General features: G+C 48.6%; 24 protein-coding genes, 1 tRNA gene and 2 other annotated features. Of the genes, 14 read left to right on the forward strand and 11 right to left on the reverse strand.

The genetic code is table 11. The annotated features are described in order from the left end of the window. Nucleotides 1–3 precede the first annotated feature (3 nt). The 5 genes from KHQ09_RS14270 to KHQ09_RS14290 are packed head-to-tail and all read right to left on the reverse strand — an operon-like array spanning nt 4 to nt 4,661. The gene (locus tag KHQ09_RS14270; RefSeq protein WP_022712438.1) at nt 4–396 is read right to left on the reverse strand and encodes a cytidine deaminase; all 393 of its coding nucleotides are present in this window, start codon (nt 394–396) and stop codon (nt 4–6) included. 47 nt (nt 397–443) lie between these two features. Further along, a complete protein-coding gene (locus tag KHQ09_RS14275; protein WP_022712437.1) occupies nt 444–1,415 on the reverse strand; it encodes an ABC transporter permease in 972 nt (323 codons plus the stop codon). Nucleotides 1,416–1,420: 5 nt separating this feature from the next. Further along, nucleotides 1,421–2,557, reverse strand: coding sequence for an ABC transporter permease (locus KHQ09_RS14280; protein WP_022712436.1), 1,137 nt, complete (start codon nt 2,555–2,557; stop codon nt 1,421–1,423). After that, nucleotides 2,554–3,111, reverse strand: coding sequence for a cysteine hydrolase family protein (locus KHQ09_RS14285; protein ID WP_213598920.1), 558 nt, complete (start codon nt 3,109–3,111; stop codon nt 2,554–2,556). Before KHQ09_RS14285 ends, KHQ09_RS14280 begins: the two co-directional genes overlap by 4 nt. Beyond that, entirely contained in the window at nt 3,111–4,661 is a 1,551-nt protein-coding gene (locus tag KHQ09_RS14290) for an ABC transporter ATP-binding protein (protein WP_122093547.1), read from the reverse strand. Before KHQ09_RS14290 ends, KHQ09_RS14285 begins: the two co-directional genes overlap by 1 nt. 254 nt (nt 4,662–4,915) lie before the next feature. Between KHQ09_RS14290 and KHQ09_RS14295 the strand changes: the two genes are divergently transcribed. Next, nucleotides 4,916–5,128 (forward strand): SlyX family protein, encoded by a 213-nt coding sequence (locus KHQ09_RS14295; RefSeq protein ID WP_022712433.1) that lies wholly within the window; start codon nt 4,916–4,918, stop codon nt 5,126–5,128. 70 nt (nt 5,129–5,198) lie between these two features. Here KHQ09_RS14295 and KHQ09_RS14300 read toward each other — a convergent pair whose 3' ends face one another. The 3 genes from KHQ09_RS14300 to KHQ09_RS14310 all read right to left on the reverse strand — a co-directional run bounded on the left by KHQ09_RS14300 (nt 5,199) and on the right by KHQ09_RS14310 (nt 7,442). Then, nucleotides 5,199–6,191 (reverse strand): BMP family lipoprotein, encoded by a 993-nt coding sequence (locus KHQ09_RS14300; RefSeq protein WP_075657078.1) that lies wholly within the window; start codon nt 6,189–6,191, stop codon nt 5,199–5,201. Between the two features lie 187 nt (nt 6,192–6,378). Continuing rightward, entirely contained in the window at nt 6,379–7,023 is a 645-nt protein-coding gene (msrA, locus tag KHQ09_RS14305) for a peptide-methionine (S)-S-oxide reductase MsrA (protein ID WP_210246333.1), read from the reverse strand. Nucleotides 7,024–7,133: 110 nt separating this feature from the next. Then, the gene (locus KHQ09_RS14310) at nt 7,134–7,442 is read right to left on the reverse strand and encodes a hypothetical protein (protein WP_022709275.1); all 309 of its coding nucleotides are present in this window, start codon (nt 7,440–7,442) and stop codon (nt 7,134–7,136) included. 517 nt (nt 7,443–7,959) lie between these two features. On the opposite strand from KHQ09_RS14310, the gene KHQ09_RS14315 reads away from it, so the two are divergent. Further along, nucleotides 7,960–8,049, forward strand: a tRNA-Ser gene (locus tag KHQ09_RS14315). A 110-nt stretch (nt 8,050–8,159) separates the two neighbouring features. Further along, nucleotides 8,160–8,306, forward strand: coding sequence for a DUF6538 domain-containing protein (locus tag KHQ09_RS18610; protein ID WP_420801485.1), 147 nt, complete (start codon nt 8,160–8,162; stop codon nt 8,304–8,306). 36 nt (nt 8,307–8,342) lie between these two features. Here KHQ09_RS18610 and KHQ09_RS14320 read toward each other — a convergent pair. Further along, nucleotides 8,343–9,574 (reverse strand): IS3 family transposase gene (locus KHQ09_RS14320; RefSeq protein ID WP_213598922.1). Its coding sequence is split into 2 segments (ribosomal slippage): nt 8,343–9,283 and nt 9,283–9,574, totalling 1,233 coding nucleotides; the frame shifts between segments, so codons are not numbered across the junction. Then, nucleotides 9,174–9,290 (reverse strand) — a sequence feature (AL1L pseudoknot). Its footprint overlaps the gene before it by 117 nt. A 68-nt stretch (nt 9,575–9,642) precedes the next feature. On the opposite strand from KHQ09_RS14320, the gene KHQ09_RS14325 reads away from it, so the two are divergent. The 9 genes from KHQ09_RS14325 to arsK all read left to right on the forward strand — a co-directional run bounded on the left by KHQ09_RS14325 (nt 9,643) and on the right by arsK (nt 18,363). Beyond that, entirely contained in the window at nt 9,643–10,812 is a 1,170-nt protein-coding gene (locus KHQ09_RS14325; RefSeq protein ID WP_213598924.1) for a phage integrase SAM-like domain-containing protein, read from the forward strand. 751 nt (nt 10,813–11,563) lie between these two features. Further along, nucleotides 11,564–12,256, forward strand: a complete 693-nt coding sequence (locus tag KHQ09_RS14330; RefSeq protein ID WP_213598926.1) for a hypothetical protein — start codon at nt 11,564–11,566, stop codon at nt 12,254–12,256. A gap of 97 nt (nt 12,257–12,353) precedes the next feature. After that, nucleotides 12,354–12,409, forward strand: a sequence feature (sul1 is cis-regulatory element that is thought to sense ions involved in sulfur or methionine metabolism; They are found in Alphaproteobacteria). A 61-nt stretch (nt 12,410–12,470) separates the two neighbouring features. Next, nucleotides 12,471–13,958 carry a SulP family inorganic anion transporter gene (locus tag KHQ09_RS14335; RefSeq protein ID WP_213598928.1) on the forward strand — a complete coding sequence of 496 codons (1,488 nt, stop codon included), beginning with the start codon at nt 12,471–12,473 and terminating at the stop codon, nt 13,956–13,958. Between the two features lie 110 nt (nt 13,959–14,068). Beyond that, nucleotides 14,069–14,437: an ArsR/SmtB family transcription factor gene (locus KHQ09_RS14340; RefSeq protein WP_213598930.1), complete on the forward strand. Its 369-nt coding sequence runs from the start codon at nt 14,069–14,071 to the stop codon at nt 14,435–14,437. A gap of 30 nt (nt 14,438–14,467) precedes the next feature. Then, nucleotides 14,468–14,992 (forward strand): arsenate reductase ArsC, encoded by a 525-nt coding sequence (locus KHQ09_RS14345; RefSeq protein ID WP_151160142.1) that lies wholly within the window; start codon nt 14,468–14,470, stop codon nt 14,990–14,992. Then, entirely contained in the window at nt 14,992–16,041 is a 1,050-nt protein-coding gene (arsB, locus tag KHQ09_RS14350; protein WP_213598932.1) for an ACR3 family arsenite efflux transporter, read from the forward strand. Before KHQ09_RS14345 ends, arsB begins: the two co-directional genes overlap by 1 nt. Continuing rightward, nucleotides 16,041–16,454, forward strand: a complete 414-nt coding sequence (arsC, locus tag KHQ09_RS14355) for an arsenate reductase (glutaredoxin) (protein WP_213598934.1) — start codon at nt 16,041–16,043, stop codon at nt 16,452–16,454. The genes arsB and arsC overlap by 1 nt, the downstream gene beginning before the upstream one ends. Further along, on the forward strand, nt 16,451–17,161 hold the full coding sequence (gene arsH, locus KHQ09_RS14360) for an arsenical resistance protein ArsH (protein WP_272491723.1): 711 nt from the start codon (nt 16,451–16,453) through the stop codon (nt 17,159–17,161). The genes arsC and arsH overlap by 4 nt, the downstream gene beginning before the upstream one ends. Next, nucleotides 17,158–18,363, forward strand: a complete 1,206-nt coding sequence (gene arsK / locus KHQ09_RS14365; protein WP_213598936.1) for an arsenite efflux MFS transporter ArsK — start codon at nt 17,158–17,160, stop codon at nt 18,361–18,363. Before arsH ends, arsK begins: the two co-directional genes overlap by 4 nt. Before the next feature lie 54 nt (nt 18,364–18,417). Here the strand turns inward: arsK and KHQ09_RS14370 are convergent, their stop codons facing one another. Beyond that, on the reverse strand, nt 18,418–18,678 hold the full coding sequence (locus tag KHQ09_RS14370) for a helix-turn-helix domain-containing protein (protein WP_022709229.1): 261 nt from the start codon (nt 18,676–18,678) through the stop codon (nt 18,418–18,420). A gap of 221 nt (nt 18,679–18,899) precedes the next feature. Between KHQ09_RS14370 and KHQ09_RS14375 the strand changes: the two genes are divergently transcribed. Then, complete coding sequence (locus KHQ09_RS14375; protein ID WP_213598938.1) at nt 18,900–19,226, forward strand: hypothetical protein; 327 nt, start codon at nt 18,900–18,902, stop codon at nt 19,224–19,226. A 353-nt stretch (nt 19,227–19,579) separates the two neighbouring features. Here the strand turns inward: KHQ09_RS14375 and KHQ09_RS14380 are convergent, their stop codons facing one another. Further along, nucleotides 19,580–20,506, reverse strand: a complete 927-nt coding sequence (locus KHQ09_RS14380; protein WP_213598940.1) for a GntR family transcriptional regulator — start codon at nt 20,504–20,506, stop codon at nt 19,580–19,582. A 217-nt stretch (nt 20,507–20,723) separates the two neighbouring features. Between KHQ09_RS14380 and KHQ09_RS14385 the strand changes: the two genes are divergently transcribed. Continuing rightward, nucleotides 20,724–21,890, forward strand: coding sequence for a C45 family autoproteolytic acyltransferase/hydrolase (locus KHQ09_RS14385; RefSeq protein ID WP_213598942.1), 1,167 nt, complete (start codon nt 20,724–20,726; stop codon nt 21,888–21,890). Nucleotide 21,891: the final 1 nt, after the last annotated feature.

Raw genomic sequence — 21,891 nt, forward strand, 5'->3', positions numbered from 1 at the left:
GCCTTAACCAATCACATCGGTCTGAAAACTGAATGGTAGTAATTCGCGCATCGTCACGGTCTGCACAACACCGGAACTGTCACACAAATGCAGCGGCACATCAGCACCGGCAAATTCTGCCAGACGCTGACGGCAACCGCCGCAAGGGGAGCATTTTTCCAGTTTCTCAGCCATCACCAGAATTTCGGCAATCTCACCGCCGCCATCCATCACATAATGCGACAGCATAGTGGTCTCGGCACACCAGCCTTCAGGGAAGGAAATCACCTCGATATTGCAGCCGGAATAAATCCGCCCGTCTTTGGTGCGCAATGCGGCACCGACCGGAAATTTCGAGTAAGGGGCATGGCATTTCTGCATTGCAGCATAGGCTGCATCAAATAAATCCTGAGCCATATCAGCCCCTCCTCATTTTTAATCTCAACGCTCTTTGACAGCCAGCCTTAGCGTTCTTTCACATACGGTATTCCGCCCGCTTTCGGCGGAATGGCCTTACCGATGAAACCAGCCAGCAGAATAACGGTCAGAATATATGGCAGAGCCTGCATGAACTGTACCGGTACATCACCGATCAGCGGCAGAGACTGGCCTTGCAGGCGAATGCCCAGCGCATCGAGAAAGCCGAACAGCAAACAAGCATACATCGCCTGCACCGGACGCCATTTAGCAAAAATCAGCGCAGCCAGAGCAATATAGCCTTTACCGGCAGTCATATCTTTCACAAAGCCTGCGCCCTGTGCTGTCGCCAGATAGGCACCGGCCATACCGCAGAGCAGACCGCAGATAATCACCGCACGGTAACGCAGCCATGTCACCGAAATACCAGCTGTATCAACAGCCGCAGGATTTTCACCCACCGCACGCAGACGCAGACCAAAGCGGGTGCGATACAAAACCCACCATGTCAGCGGCACCATCAAGAAAGCCAGATAGACCAGAATGGAGTGGCCGGAAATCAGCTCCGCATAAAGATAGCCGACAACCGGCACGTCTTTAACGGCTTCCGCGCCCGGAAAATTAATAGATGTAAAACGGGCGCTGTTTGGCAAAGACGGTGTACGGCCACCCTGTCCAAACCATGCCTGACCGAGAATAATTGTTGTACCGGCCGCGATAAAATTGATCGCCAGACCGGAAACAATCTGATTACCGCGATGGGTGATCGAGGCAAAACCGTGCACCAGCGACAACAGCATCGAAACCAGCAAAGCCGCACCAAGACCAACAAGGGCAGAACCGCTGATGGCAGCAACTGTACCGGCAGCGAAAGCACCGGCCAGCATTTTACCTTCAAGACCGATATCGACAATCCCTGCACGCTCTGAATAAAGCCCTGCAAGACAGGCAAACAGCAACGGCGCAGACAGGCGCAAGGTTGAATCAAGCAGCTGAATAAGAGTTACATAGCTGTCCATGGCGCTTACTCCCCTGCCTTCGTGGCTGCACCGGCAGCATTTCGCGATGCAAAACGCATGAAAAACCGCTGGAAAGCAGGGCGGAACATATGCTCCATCGCACCGGCAAACAGGATCACCAGACCCTGAATAATCACAATCATGTCGCGGGAAATATTCGGCATATCAAAAGCGATTTCCGCACCGCCCTGATAAAGCATACCAAACAGGATCGCCGCCGGAATGATCCCCACCGGATGCGAACGCCCCATCAGTGCCACCGCAATCCCCACAAAACCGGCACCGGCAACAAAGTCCAGTTGCAGGCGATATTGCGCGCCCATCACCGGATTAAGCGCCATCATACCGGCCAGTGCACCGGAAATCAGCATGGTGATAATAATCGTTCTCGACGGATTGATACCGGCATATTCAGCGGCACGCGGGCTATGCCCCATCGTGCGGATTTCATAGCCGATTTTTGTCCGCCAGATCAGCAACCACACCAGATAACAGGCCAGCAACGCCAGCAAAAAGCTGATATTCAGCGGTGCCGAGCGGATTTCCATACCGAACAGGTTCATCAGCCAGTCGAGTTTCGGCAGTTGCCCACCTTCTGCAAAGCCACGGCTTTCCGGTGCCATCACGCCAATTGGCTTGATGAAATTGATAATCAGATAGACCATCAGACTGGCGGCAATGAAGTTGAACATAATCGTGGTGATCACGATATGCGAACCGCGCTTAGCCAAAAGCCATGCCGGTATCAGCGCCCAGAGTGCGCCAAAAATCGCACCGCCAAGCAGCGCCGCAATCATGGTAATCCACCACGGCATGGATGCATCCAGCCAGAGGCAGATCAGCGCCACGCCAAGCCCGCCGATATAAGCCTGCCCCTCACCGCCGATATTGAACAGCCCGCAATGAAAAGCGACAGCCACAGCCAGACCGGCAAAGATAAAATTCGTGGCATAAAACAGCGTATAGCCAATGCCTTCACCGGAGCCAAAGGCACCTTTGACCATCAGCAGTGCCGCATCCAGCGGGTTTTCCCCGACCAGCAGCACCACAAGTCCCGCAACCAGAAACGCAACCAGCAGGTTCAGTGTCGGGATCAGACCATAATCCACCCAGCGCGGTAATTTTGCAAAAGGCTGGCTCATGGCAACATTCCGATCACGGCGTCAGTGGTTTTTACCTGCGCATATTCGCCCTGCAACACGGCCAGTGTTAGCGCATGCACATCTTCCGCACTCCAGAGACGCCCCTGCAGGTCTGTGCGGTCTGTACTGGCAACCGCATCTTCCGGCACAATCACTTCAAAACCGAGATTAGCGGCCATGCGCACTGTTGCATCAACGGAATTTTCCAGCAGCACACCACCGACGACCAGCGTGCGGATTTGCAGTTCATCCAGCACATCCATCAGATCTGTGCCGATAAAAGCGCTGTTGGTACGTTTATCCACGACCGGTTCACCGATCTGAGGCTCGACTTCTGCCTTGAATTCATTGCCTGCTGTGCCAGAGCGATAAGGCGACTGCGGATCAGTTGAATCATGGCGCACATGCACCACGGGCAAACGACGCTCGCGCCATGCTTCCAGCAGGCGCTGTAAATTCGCTTCTGTCTGCGGCTGTCCGCGGCGACCCCATTTCGGATCATCAATAGCCTTTTGCATATCAATGATGAGCAATGCCGGTGTTGAGCTAATCATTAATGCAGGCCCTTTTCGGTTTTCTTATTATCTTCATTCTGAATACCCGCCATCAGCAGGCCGATTTCCCCCTCACCGGCTTCCGGTCCGCATTCACCGACAACACGTCCGGCAAACATCACCAGAATACGGTCGGACAGCGAACGGATTTCGTCCAGCTCAACAGAAATCAACAGCACGGCCTTACCGGCATCGCGCATTTCAATAATACGTTTATGAATAAATTCGATCGCACCGACATCCACGCCGCGCGTCGGCTGCGCTACAATCAGCACATCCGGATTGCGTTCCATCTCACGTGCCAGCACGATTTTCTGCTGGTTACCACCGGAGAAATTCGCGGTTTTCAGACGCGGATCGGCAGGACGAATATCATATTGCGCAATTTTGCCCTTAGCATCCTGCATGATCGCTTCAATATTCAGAAACGGGCCTTTGAGATAACGCGGATCATCATGATAACCGAGAATGGAATTTTCATATTCCTCATAGGCCAGCACCAGACCCATATGGTGGCGGTCTTCCGGCACATGGGCGAGACCGCGACGGCGCAATTCTGCCGGATGCGCATTACCGGTCACATTGACCGGCAGGCTATTCAGCATCACCACACCGCTCTCGGCACGGCGAATTCCGGCAATCACTTCAATCAATTCTGACTGGCCGTTACCGGCAACACCGGCAATGCCGACAATCTCACCGGCACGCACATCAAAAGACACCGTATCCACGACTGTGGTTTTCTGCGCATTGCGCACGACAAGGTTCTTCACTTGCAAAACAGGCTCACCGGGTGTCGCAGCCTGCTTGTTCACGCGCAGCAAAACACGGCGGCCAACCATCAGTTCAGCCAGTTCTTCCACGCTTGCTTCAGCGGTTTTGCGGGTGGCAACCATCGTGCCCTGCCGCATCACCGAAACATTATCTGTCACTGCCATAATCTCGCGCAGCTTATGGGTAATCAGAACAATGGTTTTGCCCTGATCTTTCAGCTGCCGCAAAATGCGGAACAGATGGTCAGCCTCTGATGGTGTCAGCACACCGGTCGGTTCATCAAGGATCAGAATTTCCGCGCCGCGATACAGCGCCTTCAGAATTTCCACGCGCTGCTGCAAGCCAACCGGCAGATCTTCGACCACCGCATCAGGGTCAACATCCAGCGCATATTCTTTTTCGAGCGCCTTCAACTGCTCGCGTGCTTTTGCAATACCCGCAGACAGCAAAGGCGCACCTTCCGCACCCAGCATCACATTTTCAAGCACTGTAAAATTATCAACCAGCATAAAGTGCTGATGCACCATACCGATGCCCGCAGCGATTGCCGCATCCGGATTGGATATATGCACCTGCCGGTCATTGACTTTGATCGTGCCTTTATCCGGCTGATAGAAACCGTAGATAATCGACATCAAAGTCGATTTTCCGGCGCCGTTTTCGCCGATAATCCCGTGGATGGTTCCCTTTTCGATCCGCAGATCAATAGCACGGTTTGCGTGCACAGCGCCGAAACGCTTATCAATTCCTGTCAGTTCAAGTGCAGGCTGCGCCATTATCCCATCCGTTAATCATCGACATCGCATTGCCGGAGCATTTTTATCAAATAACATATCGCGAACATCAAATGAAAACATCTGACATGTTCTGCTTTAACTGATTCCGCTACGCAGGTAACAATATATGCTATTGCATAAAGCTGTGTGTAAACCACCACAAAGCCGCATTTCACCCCTCATAATAGCGTGAAATATCACTTCCGTGCACTATATGAATACCAAACACCCTCTGATCTGTCAGGAAACCACCCATGTCTGAAAATCTGTCCGACCGGCTTACAGAGCTGGAAATTCGCAATGCGGAACAGGAAAAGACAATTGAAGACCTGTCCGGTGAGATTGCCGAGCAATGGAAGCTGATTACCGCGCTGAACAAAAAGCTCAGCGCGCTGACTGATCGTTTTTTAGAGCTGGAAGAACAAACAGCGCCGGAAGTCTCCGTGACCAAACCGCCCCACTGGTAAGACACAAAGAAATTTCAAATGGAAAAGGGCAGTGTCACCACTGCCCTTTTCTATGAATAGCCCTACCGGATTAGTAAGGGCACTTATTGTCTGTGGTGTAGTCATGCACCTTGATTTTACCGGAAATGATGTCGGCTTTTGCAGCTTCAACTGCAGCCTTCATTTCAGGTGTAATCAGCTTGGCGTTATTTTCGTCCATCGCGTAGCTCACACCATCATCTTTCAGACCCATCTGAACGATACCGGCTGTGAATTTATCAGCGGCAACATCTTCAAAAGCCTTATAAACGGCAGTATCAACACCCTTGACCATCGAGGTCAGAACATGACCCGGATGCAGGCCGTTCTGGTTGGAGTCAACACCGATGCCGAGCTTGCCCGCATCAGCCGCAGCCTGCAACACGCCAATACCGGTACCACCGGCAGCATGATAAATCACGTCAGAACCCTGATCGATCTGGGCTTTGGTGATTTCGCTGCCTTTAGCCGGATCATTCCACGCGGCAGGTGTATCGCCGGTCCAGTTATTCAGAACTTTTGTGCCTTCTTTACCGGCTTTTGCACCACCGGCATAACCGCAATAGAAACGACGGATCAGCGGCACATCCATACCACCGACAAAGCTTACAGTGCCGGTTTTAGAAGCCATCGCTGCCAGCATACCAACCAGATAGCCGCCTTCTTCTTCTTTAAAGACAACGGAGCGCACATTCGGTGCTTCCACGACAGCATCAATGATTACGAATTTCGTATCCGGAAATTCCTTTGCAACTTTCTCAATTGCGGAAACAGCCGAGAAACCGGCAATCACAACCGGCGAGTTGCCATCCTGTGCAAATTTACGCAGAGCCTGTTCACGCTGCGCATCGTTCTGAATTTCAAATTCACGATAATTAGTACCGTGATCTGCTTTATATTTGGCAGCGCCATTATAAGCGGCTTCATTGAAAGACTTGTCAAATTTTCCGCCAAAGTCATAAACAACAGCCGGCTTCAGTTCTGCCGAATAAGCTGCTGAAACACTCAGGGTCGCGGCCAACAGGCCCATAACGATACGCTTCATTACCACTCACCTCCGATAGCGCAGTAATTCTGCGCGAGAAAATATCCACCCGTGTTCGGTAAATTATTCTGTTTTTTACCGCCCGCTCAGATTTTAATAACCGGCAATCTGGCACGGTCCGGAACTTTTTTCATCTTAAATTTATGCGCTTACACATATTTCATTGCCGGAACACACCGCGCTGCCCTTAAATCACGCAGGAAACGCCTGTACCGCGCAAGCCGCAATAACCCTGAGGGTTTTTCGCCAGATATTGCTGATGATAGCCTTCGGCATAATAAAAATCAGAAGCAGGCAGAATTTCCGTCGTAATTGCGCCAAGACCACGGGCGGTCAGTGCCTGTTGGTAAGCTGCTTTACTCGCTTCAGCAGTCTTCAGATCTTCATCCGAATAGACATAAATGCCTGAGCGATATGTTGTGCCGATATCATTGCCCTGCCGCATACCCTGCGTCGGGTCATGTTCTTCCCAGAAAATCTGCAAAAGCTGTGCCAGCGTCACCTCGGCCGGATCATAGACCACTTGCACCACTTCATTATGACCTGTCAGGCCCGTACAGGTTTCCTCATAGGTCGGGTTTGGTGTCAGACCGCCGCTATAACCGGCAGCGGTGACATAAACACCGGGCACCTGCCAGAACAAACGCTCCACACCCCAAAAACAGCCCATACCGAACAGAATTTTCTTCATATTATGCGGCCATGGCCCGTGCAGAGGAAGTCCGGAAACAAAATGGTCTTCGGAAGTCGCAATCGCCTCAGTACGACCGGCAAGCGCCTCGTTACTGGTCGGCATACGCAACTTGTGTTCGGGATATTGCCTGAACATCATCATAGTCCCTGTCTGATGCATTTCCGGGTTAAATGGCAATAACGGAAATGCTGCATACTTGTTAGTTTTAACGGCAGGCAGCCGGAACAGGCTTACACATATCTGTACTCTTAACGTGCATAAGATTTACGCCCGATCGTTCCGACAGCAAAACACACTATACTCAGCACTAAAAATAAGAACCATCCGGGCATATTCAACACCGGAACCATCCAGTTGTCCCAAAAGCCGTTCCAGAAGACCTGCCGTATAAAACCGGCAAAAGCAGCCAAATATTCAGGCAGATAATCCTGCAAACTCTGCAGAAACGGCGTCACAACCAAACGAAGCTGCGCAATTGATCGCGCAATATCAAAAACAGCAAATAACAAGCTGACACCCAACGACCAGAGCGCCAGAAAATTAAAAAATACACGCATAACAACCCATATCCGTCTTCTGAAATTCAGAACTCAAAAAACAATTCTGAATATCATTCTATCACAAGGAGCTTTCCTGACAGACAGGCTATTAAATTTTTCTAATATAAAATTATAATTCACGGAAAAGTCTGTAACTTCCCTCCGCCGTTGAGCAAAAACATTTGTCCTTTCGGACATAAGATTCGACCAGTTTCGTCACGAATTTCAGCAAGATCAGTCCAAAACACTCAAAACCAAGCTCTGGCGGCACGAAGTTCGATGATATTTTCCACAGAGCCTCAAAAATATTAAAATCAATAAATTCAATATGTTAAACAAATAAATCATCTGATTATTTATATAATTTCACTGTTTTTTGCCTGTAAAATCAAATGAATTCAGTGAAACACGAAATAATGGTTGAACATCCGTCTTTTATAGCTATATTCCGCGCCGAAACGGTCGTTTAACAGCTGACCACTGTTTAAAGATACGCCGTTGTGATTGATATCACTTATAAATATCAGTCTTGAGTGGAGAGGTGGCCGAGTGGTTGAAGGCGCACGCCTGGAAAGTGTGTATACGGGGAACCGTATCGCGGGTTCGAATCCCGCTCTCTCCGCCATATTATCGCTCCAAGCCGTTGAAAACATTGATTTTCATCATCTTCCATAATATTATGGTACAAAAGGTGGTACAAAATCATTGAAAAAATACTCCCCTGACATCCCCCATTTGTACGTCCGACGAAAGACTTTCGTCTTTCGCCTTGTCATACCTGCACATCTGCGCAGCCTTGCAGGGAAATCAGAATTCAAAGCTTCACTGAAAACCAAAGACCTTTCAGTCGCCATGAAGCAATATGGCGAAGTCGAACCATGAACCGCACCGTATTTGCCGGAGACCGTTTGGTTTAAGTTATGCGGCCATAGCTGGCGCGTCCAGCATGGCATAGTATCGTTCTTCGGCCTCGGCGGGCGGAATGTTTCCGATGGGCTCCAGAAGGCGGCGGTTGTTAAACCAATCGACCCATTCGAGCGTGGCGAACTCCACGGCTTCGAAGTTGCGCCACGGTCCCCGTCGATGGATGACCTCGGCCTTGTAAAGACCGTTGATCGTTTCGGCCAGAGCGTTGTCGTAACTGTCGCCAACGCTTCCGACAGAAGGCTCAATGCCTGCTTCCGCCAGTCGCTCGGAATAGCGAATGGACACGTATTGCGAGCCCCTGTCGGAATGATGAATAAGTCCGCCACGATGGGCGGGCCGCCGATCATGAAGCGCCTGGTCAAGAGCATCGAGCACAAAGCCTGCATGGGCAGTCCGACTTGCCCGCCAACCGACGATACGGCGAGCGAAGGCATCGATCACGAAAGCGACGTAGACGAAACCCTGCCAAGTGGCCACATACGTGAAATCAGAAAGCCACAGCATGTTTGGTGCGGGTGCGAAGAAGTGTCGGTTCACGCGATCAAGCGGGCATGGAGTTGCTTTGTCCGGCACAGTGGTTCTGACTGGCTTGCCGCGAATGACGCCTTGAAGCCCCATCATTCTCATAAGCCGAGCGACGGTGCAGCGGGCGATGTCGAAGCCTTCTCGTTGCAACTGCCGCCAGACCTTGCGCGCACCATAGACCTGGAAGTTCTCGTTGAACACACGGCGTATCTCGATCTTCATGGCCATGTCGCTCCGGGCGCGGGCCGACAGGCGATCCACGTCCGCGCGCTTGGCGGCGACCTCATAATAGGTGGACGGGGCAATCGGCAGCAGCCTGCAGATCGGCTCGACCCCGAGCCTTGAGCGGTGTTCGTCGATGAAAGCAATCATCGCTTCAGTGGGCGGTCGAGCTCCGCCTGGGCAAAATACGCAGAGGCTTTGCGTAAAATCTCATTCGCCTGACGAAGCTCGCGGTTCTCCCGCTCCAAAGCCTTCATCTTCTCCGCGACGTCGCTCGGCAAACCTGCACGCTTGCCGCTGTCGACCTCGGCCTTCTTCACCCATTCATGGAGCGTATGCGCCGAGCAGCCGATCTTGGCCGCTATCGATGATACCGCCGCCCAGCGGGAGGGATGTTCGGCTTCATGCTCCGTCACCATTCGAACCGCGCGGGCACGGACTTCAGGAGAGAATTTGTTCGTCGTTTTGCTTGTCATAGACCCTACTTCTCACGAGTTGGGGTCTCCGGCAAACCCGGTGCGGTTCACCATATTATCAAAGCCTTATGGAAAAACTTCGCAATGGTGAAGACCTGACCAACTATTCAGAGCCAAGCTACGAAGAAGTTATACGTATGGCACAAGTCACCGGACGAATTTACAAACCGCTTGATCAGCTTATCCAAAATCCAGCACAATTAATGCAGACCCACAGCGAATGGACAAAAGCAGGCAAACCGAAAGGGCGCGAATTTTCAAGCTACTTTGGCACAGCCGAAGCTACCATAAAGCTGTCCAATCTAGTCGCATTCTACGAAGATGATCAGGTGCATATGCTGAGTTCTTTAAACGACAGAGAAAGATCAAAAAAAATAAACCCATTGAAGAATGCCGTTACGCAGTTAACGTCCTTCTTAGGAAAAGATATCGATCTGTCCTCCTTAGATCGTCAGCAGGCACGAAATTTCCATAGACACTTAAAGCACCAGATTGCAACGCAAGAAATTAAAGCAAACACCGCTAGTAAATATATTACACACTTACGCGTCCTTATCAAAACCTACAAAAACGCACATGATGACGAAACAGAAACTGTCTTTGATGGACTAAACTTCCAAGCACAAGAGAATGCGCGACCTCCGTTTACAATCGACTTCTTAAACGAACGCTGGTTCAAAAAGGATGCATTCACACAATTAAACCCGTGTGCAAAGGCACTTCTTTTTGCTGTGATAGACACGGGTTGTTCATTTAAAGAACTCTGTGGCCTCGATCCAGAAAAAGATATCCGCCTCAACGTCTCTATTCCACACATTATCATTCAGGGAAATGAACATCGGCAGTTAAAGACTACACATCGCAAACGTACTATCCCGCTCACAGGGTATTCCTTGCAGGCCTTTAAGACTTTCCCAGCGGGTTTCACACAGTACGCGACAGACAATGGCCCATCAAATGCATCAGGTCTGATAAATAAGTATATGCAGAACAATGGGCTTTTAGAAACCGATCAACACTCCGTCTACAGTCTACGCCACACGTTTAAAGACCGCTTGAGAAAGCACGGCATCCCTGAAGAACTACAGCACGACTTAATGGGACATAAAGATCAAGGAATGGGTTCCCATTACGGAAATGGTTATCCGCTAGAAGAAACCGTGACATATTTACAACGAATGAGTGCCGATTGGAAATATCTCTCTTTGAATGATAAAGAAAATCGACTTTCTGGATAAATACTTTTGTTAGCAGGCTCTGCAGGTCATTCACCCTCATCGCACAACCATTCGTGATGAAGACCAAAGTCAGGACTGCATAACAGAAGGGACATCGATGCATTGATCAATGCATGATAAATACAAACACATTGACCTTGATAACTATAAAGCATGCCTGCAAGAAGTCGGGAATATGCTCAGAAAAAATAATGATCATAACGGTTTTCGAAAAATCACTGCTGAATGGAACGCAGTCAAAGCTTATGAAAACTCGATGATTGCACCATGGGATTAATACGCGTCCCTTAATTCATGCGTACTCGTTGCCTGATAATACTTTCCGAAGGCAACACACAGCAAACCACTCTCACCGATAAATACCAGACAGAGGAACTTTGTCTCTTCAGCATGATCACATGTTATTTCTGGTCGGTGCAGCACGATAAATACAGCGCAGATGTTCGGCAAAAGTACTTTACTTCTTCATGTATACTTGCCACTTCACACAATAAAGCTCTATTTTTTGTTCATAACAGAGCAAAAGAGCAATAGAACTAATATCACCATAGCCCAATGCGTCCTGATAAATCAGAGTAACATCAATCATTACTTCTGAAAATAATTGAGATCAATGCATGAGCGGCACAAGCTATTTCCAATAGCAAGTATCGAAGGCAAAAATGCATCGAGAACGTGGAAATAGATTTCATTTTCATTCAACAGTTCAAGGATTTCCTTGCACTGATGGTAAACTATTATGAGAAACAATATGAGAAAAGAATTTTTACATGAAGAATTAGTAACGCACATTCCGAACTTGATGAATGCATACGGACGATTTCAGTACCATTCAGAACCAGACAAAATATGGTCATTGGGAAATGAAATTGATCACCAAAAACACATTTACGAACTCACCGCACACTTTAACAACACTGATAGAAGAACGACTGAATTACAGTTCGGTCTGGATAAGATGTGCAGTGACTTTCACAGCCATTTAAGTCGCTCACTACTGGGAAACAACTGGACTATTACTAAGAACCTTCATAAGCAGCCAATGCTGGTATGTTTCTTTGACCACGAAGGTACAAGACAACGTCAAACCCTAGCACGCAGCGTATACCCACATATTCATGGCCTGTTGCTCATTCATGATACCACCTTCGAAAAGTTCATAGATATTACAGAAAAACGACCCAACGAACGAAGGTACTTACTGCAAAAGCCATGGGCTTTCAAAGAAGTGTCATTCAAACCGACGTTCAACGGCGTCGAAGGAATGAAGGAGTTTGTAAGTTACGCGTTGAAGTTTGACAAAACCAGTGCGAAATCTGGCAACAACCTGTTCCCATGGGATATCTATCCAAAATCCAACAAGAAATGGAACTCCGCTCTGAACGAAATTCCAGAGGACGAACTGAGATATTATAGCAGTGCACTGAAGCGATACCGGAATTAATAATCAACAGACATCATCGCGCAACCATAGCAACGAATAAATACTCAGTGGGATATAATTGCAAAATACAAGATTTCCGATATTTATGGGGCATTAACAAGGACTCGGTGCAATTCCGAGTGGCTCTTCTGGCCGCCTATCCGCCAGACAACACTGCAACGGCATTCTTAAAAGCCAAATTTTCAGTTCGTTGCATCAGTGTGTAAAATTCCCAATGCTAAGATTAAAAGAATACCGCAGTCAGTGGTTTTCAAACATTCGTGGCGATATCTTATCGGGTATCGTTGTTGCTCTCGCTCTTATTCCTGAAGCGATAGGGTTTTCTGTTATTGCAGGCGTGGACCCCAAAGTTGGTTTGTATGCTTCATTTGCAATTGCATGTGTGGCAGCTTTTACCGGTGGTCGCCCTGCAATGATTTCAGCGGCTACAGCGGCCACAGCTGTCGTCATGGTATCACTCGTTAAAGAACATGGACTGCAATATCTTTTCGCAGCCACAATCTTAATGGGTATTCTTCAGATACTTGCCGGAGCATTAAAGTTGGCGCGGGTAATGCGTTTTGTTTCCCGTTCCGTCATTACCGGCTTTGTAAATGCACTGGCCATTTTGATCTTTATGGCTCAGCTACCGGAACTGATCGATGTTCCGACACAAACCTACTGGATGATTGCAGCCGGACTGGGGATAATCTATCTTTTCCCTTATCTGACCAAGGCAATCCCCTCGCCATTAATCGCAATTGTCGTACTGACGGTCATTGCATGGTCAACTGGTATGGAGTTACGGACAGTCGGTGATTTAGGGGAACTCCCTTCAGCATTTCCAATTTTCGCCTTGCCACAAGTACCCCTCACCTTCGAAACTCTGCAGATCATATTCCCTTATTCCGTAACACTGGCATCTGTTGGCTTGCTTGAATCATTGCTGACAGCTCAAATTGTTGATGACATGACTGATACGCCCAGCAATAAAAATCAGGAATGCTACGGACAAGGAACAAGCAATATAGCTTCTGCACTTATCGGCGGAATGGGTGGCTGTGCCATGATTGGCCAGTCCGTGATCAATGTGTCGTCAGGCGGTCGCGGCAGACTCTCAACATTTGTAGCAGGCGCGTTTCTTCTTTTCCTGATTGTTGTGCTTAACGATCTTGTCAAAATCATTCCAATGGCAGCACTTGTTGCAGTGATGATTATGGTTTCAATCGGAACATTTTCTTGGCGCTCTGTGCTTGATCTTAGACGCAATCCGCTGCCTTCTTCAGTCGTCATGATTGCTACAGTTGTAACAGTCATTACAACGCATGATTTGGCAAAAGGCGTCATCGTTGGAGTGCTGTTATCAGGCATATTCTTTGCTGGAAAAGTTGCTAAACTTTTTACTGTTACCAAACAAAGCGACGAGAGCACAAACACACTTACCTATATGGTTGAAGGACAGATTTTCTTCGCTTCAGCTGAGAGTTTTATCCATTCTTTCGATTTCAGCAGCACACACGCTCATATCATAATTGATGTCAGCCGAGCGCATTTGTGGGACATAACTGCTGTTGGAGCTCTTGATAAAGTCGTCTTAAAGCTTCGATCTTCCGGAGCACAGGTCGAAGTACGCGGTTTTAACCGTGCAAGCGCAGATATGATCGACAAGTTTGCTCTGCACGACAAAGCAGAACGACAAGCCGCCAGTAATTCGCTTCATTAAAAACAATGCTGGCACAGTCGAAAACTATGCCAGCACTCCCCCTCAGGTAGGCCCCCCTAATAATTTATCATTTGTGTTGACACAGTCAATATATCCATTATTCTAGATATATGGAAAATGAAAAAGCAATCACGGCACTCGCCGCCTTAGCACAGACCACACGACTGGAAACTTTCCGGCTACTGGTCAAGCACGAACCGAACGGTTTACCAGCAGGTGAACTGGCACGTGTATTGGATGTACCCCAGAATACAATGTCAGCCCATCTTGCCACATTATCACGAGCAGGATTGGTCAAAGGGGAACGTCAGAGCCGGTCGATCATCTACCGTGCTGACCTTGATGTATTTCGGGAACTGACACTTTTCATGATCAAGGATTGTTGTGGAGGCAATGCCGCGCTTTGCAAGCCTCTAATTGTAAACCTTGCGCAATGCACTGATGACAAAACAAAAAATCCAGAAACAATGATCAATTAACTTTAGCTATCAACTAGACGGACACATGTGATGACTGACAAGGTCTATAACGTGCTCTTTTTGTGCACGGGCAATTCCGCTCGTTCAATTTTAGGCGAAGCCATACTTAACATGGACGGAGAAGGTCGGTTTCGTGCCTTTTCTGCTGGTAGCAAACCCAAAGGCGAAGTTCATCCACTCGCGATAAAAGAACTTCAGGCTATGGGTCTTCCCACTAATCATCTCACATCAAAAAGCTGGGATGTATTTGCCGGTTCAGATGCGCCGAAAATGGATTTCATTTTTACCGTGTGTGATAGTGCTGCAGGAGAGTCTTGCCCCGTATGGATCGGCCATCCGATGACTGCGCACTGGGGTATTGAAGACCCAGCGGCAGTTGAAGGCAGCGAAACCGAAAAGCAACGTGCTTTTGCTCTTGCAGCGCGCTTTATGAAGAACCGAATATCAGCGTTCCTCAATCTTCCACTAGGTTCAATTGATCGCATGTCAATCCAAAACCAGCTGAACCAAATTGGTTTGATGGAAGGTAATATTGGCACACCAAGGAAGCTATAATGTCTGTATTTGAACGATATCTGACACTCTGGGTTGCGCTATGTATCATCATCGGGATTGCCTTGGGGCATCTGTTTCCCGCAGCCTTCCAAATGGTCGGGGCAGCAGAGGTTGCTAAGGTCAATATACCTGTTGCCATACTGATCTGGCTGATGATCATTCCCATGCTGCTTAAAATCGACTTCTCAGCGATGCGTCAGGTCGGCCAGCATTGGCGTGGCATCAGCGTAACGCTCTTCGTCAACTGGGCCGTCAAACCCTTCTCTATGGCCTTGCTGGGCTGGCTGTTCATCGGTTGGCTATTCAGACCATATCTCCCGCAAGATCAAATTGACTCTTACATAGCAGGCCTGATTATTCTTGCCGCAGCACCATGCACAGCAATGGTCTTTGTATGGTCAAACCTGATTAAAGGCGAACCCCATTTCACACTATCTCAGGTGGCACTGAATGACGCGATCATGGTCATTGCCTTTGCCCCGATTGTCGGCCTGCTCTTAGGATTATCAGCGATCACAGTGCCGTGGAATACACTGATTTTCTCAGTGGTTTTGTACATCATCTTTCCCGTCATCATCGCACAACTGATACGACGCAGCCTGCTCTCCAAGAATGGTGGCCAGTCCTTAAACAAGCTGCTGAAGGCATTACAGCCATTATCGCTGGTCGCTCTTCTTGCAACGCTTGTTTTGCTCTTTGGTTTTCAGGGGGAACAGATCATCGCCCAGCCACTAATCATCGCCATGCTTGCTGTACCGATCCTGATCCAAGTCTATTTCAACTCCGGTCTGGCCTATATCCTGAACCGGATGTCCGGCGAACAACATTGTATTGCAGGCCCGTCTGCAATGATCGGCGCTTCAAACTTCTTCGAATTAGCCGTTGCCGCAGCAATCAGCCTTTTCGGCTTCAGTTCCGGTGCTGCCCTTGCAACAGTTGTCGGCGTATTGGTGGAAGTTCCCGTCATGCTCTCCGTTGTCTGGATCGTGAACCGGTCAAAAGGCTGGTACGAACAAGGCAATAATCAAACCAAAACAGGTGATATCTGATGTCCGTTACAATCTATCACAACCCTAAATGCGGAACTTCACGCAACACACTCGCCATGATCCGCGCCAGCGGTGAAGAGCCTGTCATCATTGAATATTTGCAAACGCCACTATCCAAAGAACAACTCTCAGAACTTGTTGCTGCCATGAAAATTTCCGTGCGGGATTTACTGCGGGAAAAAGGCACTCCTTTTGCTGAACTCGATTTAGCCAATCCGAAATGGTCGGACGATCAGCTGCTGGATTTTATTGTGCAACATCCGATCCTGATGAACAGACCGGTTGTGGCCGCACCTCGTGGTACAGCCCTTTGTCGCCCGTCAGAACGTGTTCTTGACCTTCTGGAAAATCCCGCTGTCAGTTTCACCAAAGAAGACGGAGAACAGATCACTTATGAGCGGAAGGACAGATAATCGTGACACTGCCCAATCTTGACCTGCAGGCGTTTCGTGCACCCGATTACGATAAGCTCCAAGCGCCTTTACTGACACATAAACCGCGCATCCTGCTTCTATACGGATCACTGAGAGAACGTTCTTACAGCCGCTTCTTAACGCTTGAAGCACAGCGCCTGCTGGAATTTATGGGGGCAGAAACACGGATATATCATGCCAACGGTTTGCCATTGCCAGATGACAGCACTGCTGATCACAGCAAGGTTCAAGAGTTGCGGGAAGCAATGGTGTGGTCAGAAGGGCAAGTCTGGACCAGTCCTGAACGCCACGGCGCAATGAGTGCGGTCATGAAATCACAAATTGACTGGATACCTTTAGCGGGCGGCTCTGTACGCCCGACGCAAGGTCGCACACTGGCACTGATGCAGGTTTCCGGCGGCTCGCAGTCTTTCAATGCTTTGAACCAAATGCGTGTGCTAGGTCGATGGATGCGCATGATTACAATCCCCAACCAATCATCAGTCGCCAAAGCATGGCAGGAGTTTGATGAAGCCGGACACATGAAGCCCTCTTCATTTTATGAAAGAGTTGTCGACGTCATGGAAGAACTCATCAAGTTCACCATCCTGACACGGGGCATTTCTGACCACCTGACCGACCGTTACAGTGAACGAAAAGAAGCCGCAGAGAAACTGGAAACCCGTGTTTCGTTGAAATCCATATGACCGATCAGCGCCTTCCTGCTTATGCAATCCTGAGCCTTGGCCTCACACAAATCATCGGCTACGGCACACTCTACTATTCATTCAGTGTGCTGGCTCCGTCCATTGCGCATGGCTATCAGGCAACAACGGAATGGGTCTATGGAATATTATCCATAGCACTGCTAGCAGGTGGTGTGCTGGCACCGTGGCTGGGCAAACTCATTGACCGCTTAGGTGCTGCACAAATTATGACAGTCGGCTCTGCTTTTGCAGCGCTTGCTCTCATCCTTTGCGCAACATCCCCCAATTCGCTGGCGTTCATTGTAACGCTTACAATTGTGGAGATTGCTGCCAATCTCGTACAATACGGAGCCGCCTTTGCACTGCTTGTGCAGATCAAACCAATGGTTGCTCAGCGCAGCATTGTCTATCTGACACTGATAGCCGGTTTTGCATCCACCATCTTCTGGCCACTCACATCATTGCTTCTTCAATGGCTGACATGGCAGCAAATCTATCTGGTCTTTGCCGGTCTGCATCTGGTGGTATGCCTCCCGCTGCATTATTCCCTGACACGCACCAGTAAAACAACTCATGACCAACGTAAGAATGATGACAAAGAAATAGCTTCTGTAGCCGGTGCATTGCCTCAGGCATCAAGACGTATGGGCTTCACAGTACTTCTGGCAGCATTTTCCTTACAGGCATTGATATCCTCTGCAATCCTTGTCCATATGATCCCGCTACTGGCCATATTGGGCTTGGCAAAATCAGCAGCCTTTATTGGCGCTGTGTTCGGACCATCGCAAGTCGCCAGCCGCCTGATCAATATGATGGCGGGAAAAACCCTATCCCCCGTGAACTTAGCCATCATCGCAGCCTCGTTCATTGCCTTATCCGTTATGATATTGATGATCGGTGCGCCTTATATCCCTGCGGCGATATTATTCGCCTGCCTGTTTGGTTTCGGCAATGGTCTGTTCAGCATTATAAGCGGCTCCCTCCCGTTATATTTATTTGGAAGCGCCGGATATGGTGCGATGCAGGGAAAACTGATGTCTGCGAGATTGGTGCTATCCGCCATCGCACCCTTTGCAATGGCCTTCGCGTTGAAGAATACAAGTGTTTACATCACTCTGGCGATAATCATCGTCGTATCGATTGCGGGAGGCGGCCTGTACTTCATAATAAAGCAGGGCTTACAGACCAAAGTTTTCAACTAAGCCTACTACAAAACTTAATCTCCAAATCACTTCCTATAACACGGAAATTTCCAATTATTTATATTTTCGCCCCGCCTTCATTGGCTGCGGTGGCAGTGCGTCTTTATCAGGAACTTCAAAAAGCTCACTGACTGTCACTTGCAGTGCATCAGCCAATGCTTCCAGTGTCGAAATCGTGACGTTCTCTGTACCCCGTTCGACCCTCCCTACATACGACCTGTCAACATTTGACTCCAAAGCTAATCGCTCCTGAGAGAAGCCCTTAGCCACACGAAGTTTCCGTAAATTCCAACCGATAATCTGTCTTGCGTTCATAGAACGATTAACAGTATAGACGGCTTGACAATCGACGGACTGCTGGGCACATATTAAATTTGAGCACACGTTAGTGAATCCAATGGATTCACATAACAATGTCGGGGGCAAATGAAGTGCAGATCGAAGCGATCAAACGTATCGGGTCAATCAGCCAATCAGCTGCAACCCATCAGAAACATACGCAACACGGCTAAGGTCGAGAAACAAAGGTCGCTTCAATGGCATACCCAATTCAAATGATAGAACCAGTTACCCATAGAACAGCAGTTGGCTTCAAGGGCATATCGTGGACATGCTTGTTCTTTGGTCCATTCCCAGCATTGTTTCGTGGCCACTTTGTTGGCTTCTTAATCATCCTACTTGCAGTTCTCTGCACTTTCGGCCTTGCCAGCATTGTGTTTATGTTTGTTTACAACAACTGGCACTACAATTGGCTAGTATCAAAGGGGTTTAAACCAGCAGGAGCAGCTATGGCAATGGGTATGATGGCCAATCAGAACATGATCAATGTCCACGTAGCGAAGCCTGAACAACCAAGCTCCTAATGACAATGATTGCAAAAAGACTGTGATATCACTCACAACAGGACAATCTGGCCTTTATGGAACCGTGCACTTGCTTGCCGTAAGTCAAATAAAATGCCCATATTTATCATCTGCAAGGCATACAATGCCTTGCAGATTTTTACTGGTATCATAAGCACAGCTTTACAAAATCCAGCAACAGAATAACCGCCTGCTGCAGACCCAATCTTTTAGCGCCTTCATATATTGCAATTATAGAATAGAGAAACTGATTACTGATCTTGTAGACTACGAGCTCGGCAAAACCAGAATGACTATAGAATATAAACGGAAAACAGCATCTTACCGATCATAAGTGCTACATCAACATACTATTAATCATCACGACTGGAACGTGAGATGTGGCGGCGCAATAATGCCGCGGCAAAATTAATGTCTAGCTCCTCTATCGCCCGTAAAATATCAATGTGATCATGACAGGCGTCATGTAAACGTTTTTCGCTAAGTGTGCCAAAATCCGCATATTCAGTCATCCGTCGCAAACTATTCTGCCAGCGGACAGATTGGGTGAAAAACCTATTATTAGCCCAGGAAACTATGGTTTCATGAAACGCCGCATTAGTGTAAAACCACGTATCCTTAGTAAGCTGTCCCACTGGCAGATCAAGAATTGCCTGTTGTTGACGTAGCAGGGCTTGAAGCTGCTCCTCCTGAGGGGCATAATCGGGCTGTAACAACGCACCGCACTCAACCACAAGTCGAAACGTATAGCTTTCCTGCACTGCACGTTCATTATCTAGTGACTCTGTAAAACGCCAACCGTGCCCCGGCAAACGTTCCGCTAATCCTTCAGACGAGAAACGTAATAACGCGCGGCGTACAGCACCGCGCGTAGCTTTAAACTGTTCCACAAGCTCGGTCTCAGAAACCTCTGTACCAATCACGCCCATAGCACGCGCCGTCATTAAGTCATTATAGAGATTGGTATTTTCTGATCTTGGTATTAGTTGATCAATCAGCTCGTCTTCGGTAAGCATTCTTATCAGATGATAGCCCTTACCTGCGACATGGGCTAGAAGACCATAATCAGTTAATAGATTCAGCACAAAACGCACAGGTGAACGGGAAACATTCAGCTCCCGCGAAAGCGCCGCATCCGAAATACGCTCTAACAGTTGCCACTTACCGGCACTTATCAATGCGAGAACTTTTCGCGCTACGTCCGCCTGTAAACCGCTCAACTCCCAATCAAAACCGGCAGCCTCGGTTGCATCTTTCCGTGCTTCTTGTTGTGTTGTCATAAGTATTTTCTGTTTTTTATTGAAACATAATCCCGATTTAGTTGTGTACACAGCTATGCATGAGCCGCGCACTCATCGCAAGAGGCAACTTTCCATGCCCTAAGCCATATAATGACCAGCTTTTAGTTTTGCATAATTTTAAACAAAAATCTATTGACTTATGTAATTTGACGTAGGATGTGTATTACATGCATACAAAATACAATTGAGGACACCAATGACGATCAAGCCATTTCCTTTTGTAGCCCTGACCGGAGAAGCCTATGAGCGTGGTCGTCAATACGGAGTTTTACTGAAGTCATATATTGAACGAAGTGCTGAACTCTATACCGGTACACTGACTAGCTTCGGTCTTGCATCAACGCAAAAAAGCAAGCTGATTGATGATTGCGCGACCAAGATCGCCGAATTTGAACCGCTTTATCTTGAAGAAATGCGTGGTATCAGCGATGGCTCCAGCGTTGCATTCGAAGATATCGTGATGATCAATGCGCGTACCGAAGTTGTGGCCATGGCACGCACCATGACCGGTACACCAGAAGATGATGATCTGGATGACGGTTGCACTGGCGCCTTGATAATGCCGGAACGGAGCAAGACAGGAAATCTAGTCCATGGCCAAAACTGGGATTGGCGCGCGGAATGTGCTGAAACCGGTGTTGTGCTGCGCGTTCAGCGCGAAGATGGACCGGATTATGTTACCTTTGTTGAGGCTGGCGGTCTGGCACGCAGCGGATTCAATGAAGCAGGTATTACCATTACTGCCAATTATTTGGAATGCGACCGCGACTATAAAAAACTCGGTGTACCGCTTGGTCTGCTGCGCCGCAAAGTGCTGGAGCAGGAACATTTTGCTAAAGCAATCAAAACCGTAGCAACCACACCAAAATCCTGCTCGAACAATATTATGATTGCAAGTGCTGCCGGTTTCGGTATTGATTTTGAGTGTGCACCGGATGAGGCCTTTCCGCTTTACCCTGAAAACGACCTGATTGTGCATGCCAATCACTGGGTCAGTCCTGTCGCATTGTCCAAACTGGTGGATACCGGACGCCCTTACGTAGCGGAAAGCTTCTACCGTGACTGGCGCGTTCGTAAAATCCTTGAACAGCAGGGTGAGAAGCTCGATCGTCAGGCGCTGAAAATTGCCCTGTTTGATGATTTCCTCACACCTTTTGCTGTTTGCCGTCCACCGCGCCCAAGCGACACCAGCAATCTCACCGCAACTGTTGCCATGGTTATCATGGAAGCCGCATTGAATTTCATGGAAATTGCCCCTTTGCCGGCGCTCAACCGTACCTTCACCAGCTATACGCTGCGCAATGACACGCCGGTACCTGCGGATGCCGGAAAACCTGCGCAGGCTGTATCGATAAAAGGTTGAG

Origin of the sequence: Pseudochrobactrum algeriensis (assembly GCF_018436245.1) — a bacterium.
GTDB lineage: Bacteria > Pseudomonadota > Alphaproteobacteria > Rhizobiales > Rhizobiaceae > Pseudochrobactrum > Pseudochrobactrum saccharolyticum.

Coding starts and splice junctions, on each gene's coding strand:
- KHQ09_RS14270 (WP_022712438.1), bottom strand. CDS start 396: ATGGCTCAGGATTTATTTGATGCAGCCTATGCTGCAATGCAGAAATGC.
- KHQ09_RS14275 (WP_022712437.1), bottom strand. CDS start 1,415: ATGGACAGCTATGTAACTCTTATTCAGCTGCTTGATTCAACCTTGCGC.
- KHQ09_RS14280 (WP_022712436.1), bottom strand. CDS start 2,557: ATGAGCCAGCCTTTTGCAAAATTACCGCGCTGGGTGGATTATGGTCTG.
- KHQ09_RS14285 (WP_213598920.1), bottom strand. CDS start 3,111: ATGATTAGCTCAACACCGGCATTGCTCATCATTGATATGCAAAAGGCT.
- KHQ09_RS14290 (WP_122093547.1), bottom strand. CDS start 4,661: ATGGCGCAGCCTGCACTTGAACTGACAGGAATTGATAAGCGTTTCGGC.
- KHQ09_RS14295 (WP_022712433.1), top strand. CDS start 4,916: ATGTCTGAAAATCTGTCCGACCGGCTTACAGAGCTGGAAATTCGCAAT.
- KHQ09_RS14300 (WP_075657078.1), bottom strand. CDS start 6,191: ATGAAGCGTATCGTTATGGGCCTGTTGGCCGCGACCCTGAGTGTTTCA.
- msrA (WP_210246333.1), bottom strand. CDS start 7,023: ATGATGTTCAGGCAATATCCCGAACACAAGTTGCGTATGCCGACCAGT.
- KHQ09_RS14310 (WP_022709275.1), bottom strand. CDS start 7,442: ATGCGTGTATTTTTTAATTTTCTGGCGCTCTGGTCGTTGGGTGTCAGC.
- KHQ09_RS14325 (WP_213598924.1), top strand. CDS start 9,643: ATGGAAAAACTTCGCAATGGTGAAGACCTGACCAACTATTCAGAGCCA.
- KHQ09_RS14330 (WP_213598926.1), top strand. CDS start 11,564: ATGAGAAAAGAATTTTTACATGAAGAATTAGTAACGCACATTCCGAAC.
- KHQ09_RS14335 (WP_213598928.1), top strand. CDS start 12,471: ATGCTAAGATTAAAAGAATACCGCAGTCAGTGGTTTTCAAACATTCGT.
- KHQ09_RS14340 (WP_213598930.1), top strand. CDS start 14,069: ATGGAAAATGAAAAAGCAATCACGGCACTCGCCGCCTTAGCACAGACC.
- KHQ09_RS14345 (WP_151160142.1), top strand. CDS start 14,468: ATGACTGACAAGGTCTATAACGTGCTCTTTTTGTGCACGGGCAATTCC.
- arsB (WP_213598932.1), top strand. CDS start 14,992: ATGTCTGTATTTGAACGATATCTGACACTCTGGGTTGCGCTATGTATC.
- arsC (WP_213598934.1), top strand. CDS start 16,041: ATGTCCGTTACAATCTATCACAACCCTAAATGCGGAACTTCACGCAAC.
- arsK (WP_213598936.1), top strand. CDS start 17,158: ATGACCGATCAGCGCCTTCCTGCTTATGCAATCCTGAGCCTTGGCCTC.
- KHQ09_RS14370 (WP_022709229.1), bottom strand. CDS start 18,678: ATGAACGCAAGACAGATTATCGGTTGGAATTTACGGAAACTTCGTGTG.
- KHQ09_RS14375 (WP_213598938.1), top strand. CDS start 18,900: ATGGCATACCCAATTCAAATGATAGAACCAGTTACCCATAGAACAGCA.
- KHQ09_RS14380 (WP_213598940.1), bottom strand. CDS start 20,506: ATGACAACACAACAAGAAGCACGGAAAGATGCAACCGAGGCTGCCGGT.
- KHQ09_RS14385 (WP_213598942.1), top strand. CDS start 20,724: ATGACGATCAAGCCATTTCCTTTTGTAGCCCTGACCGGAGAAGCCTAT.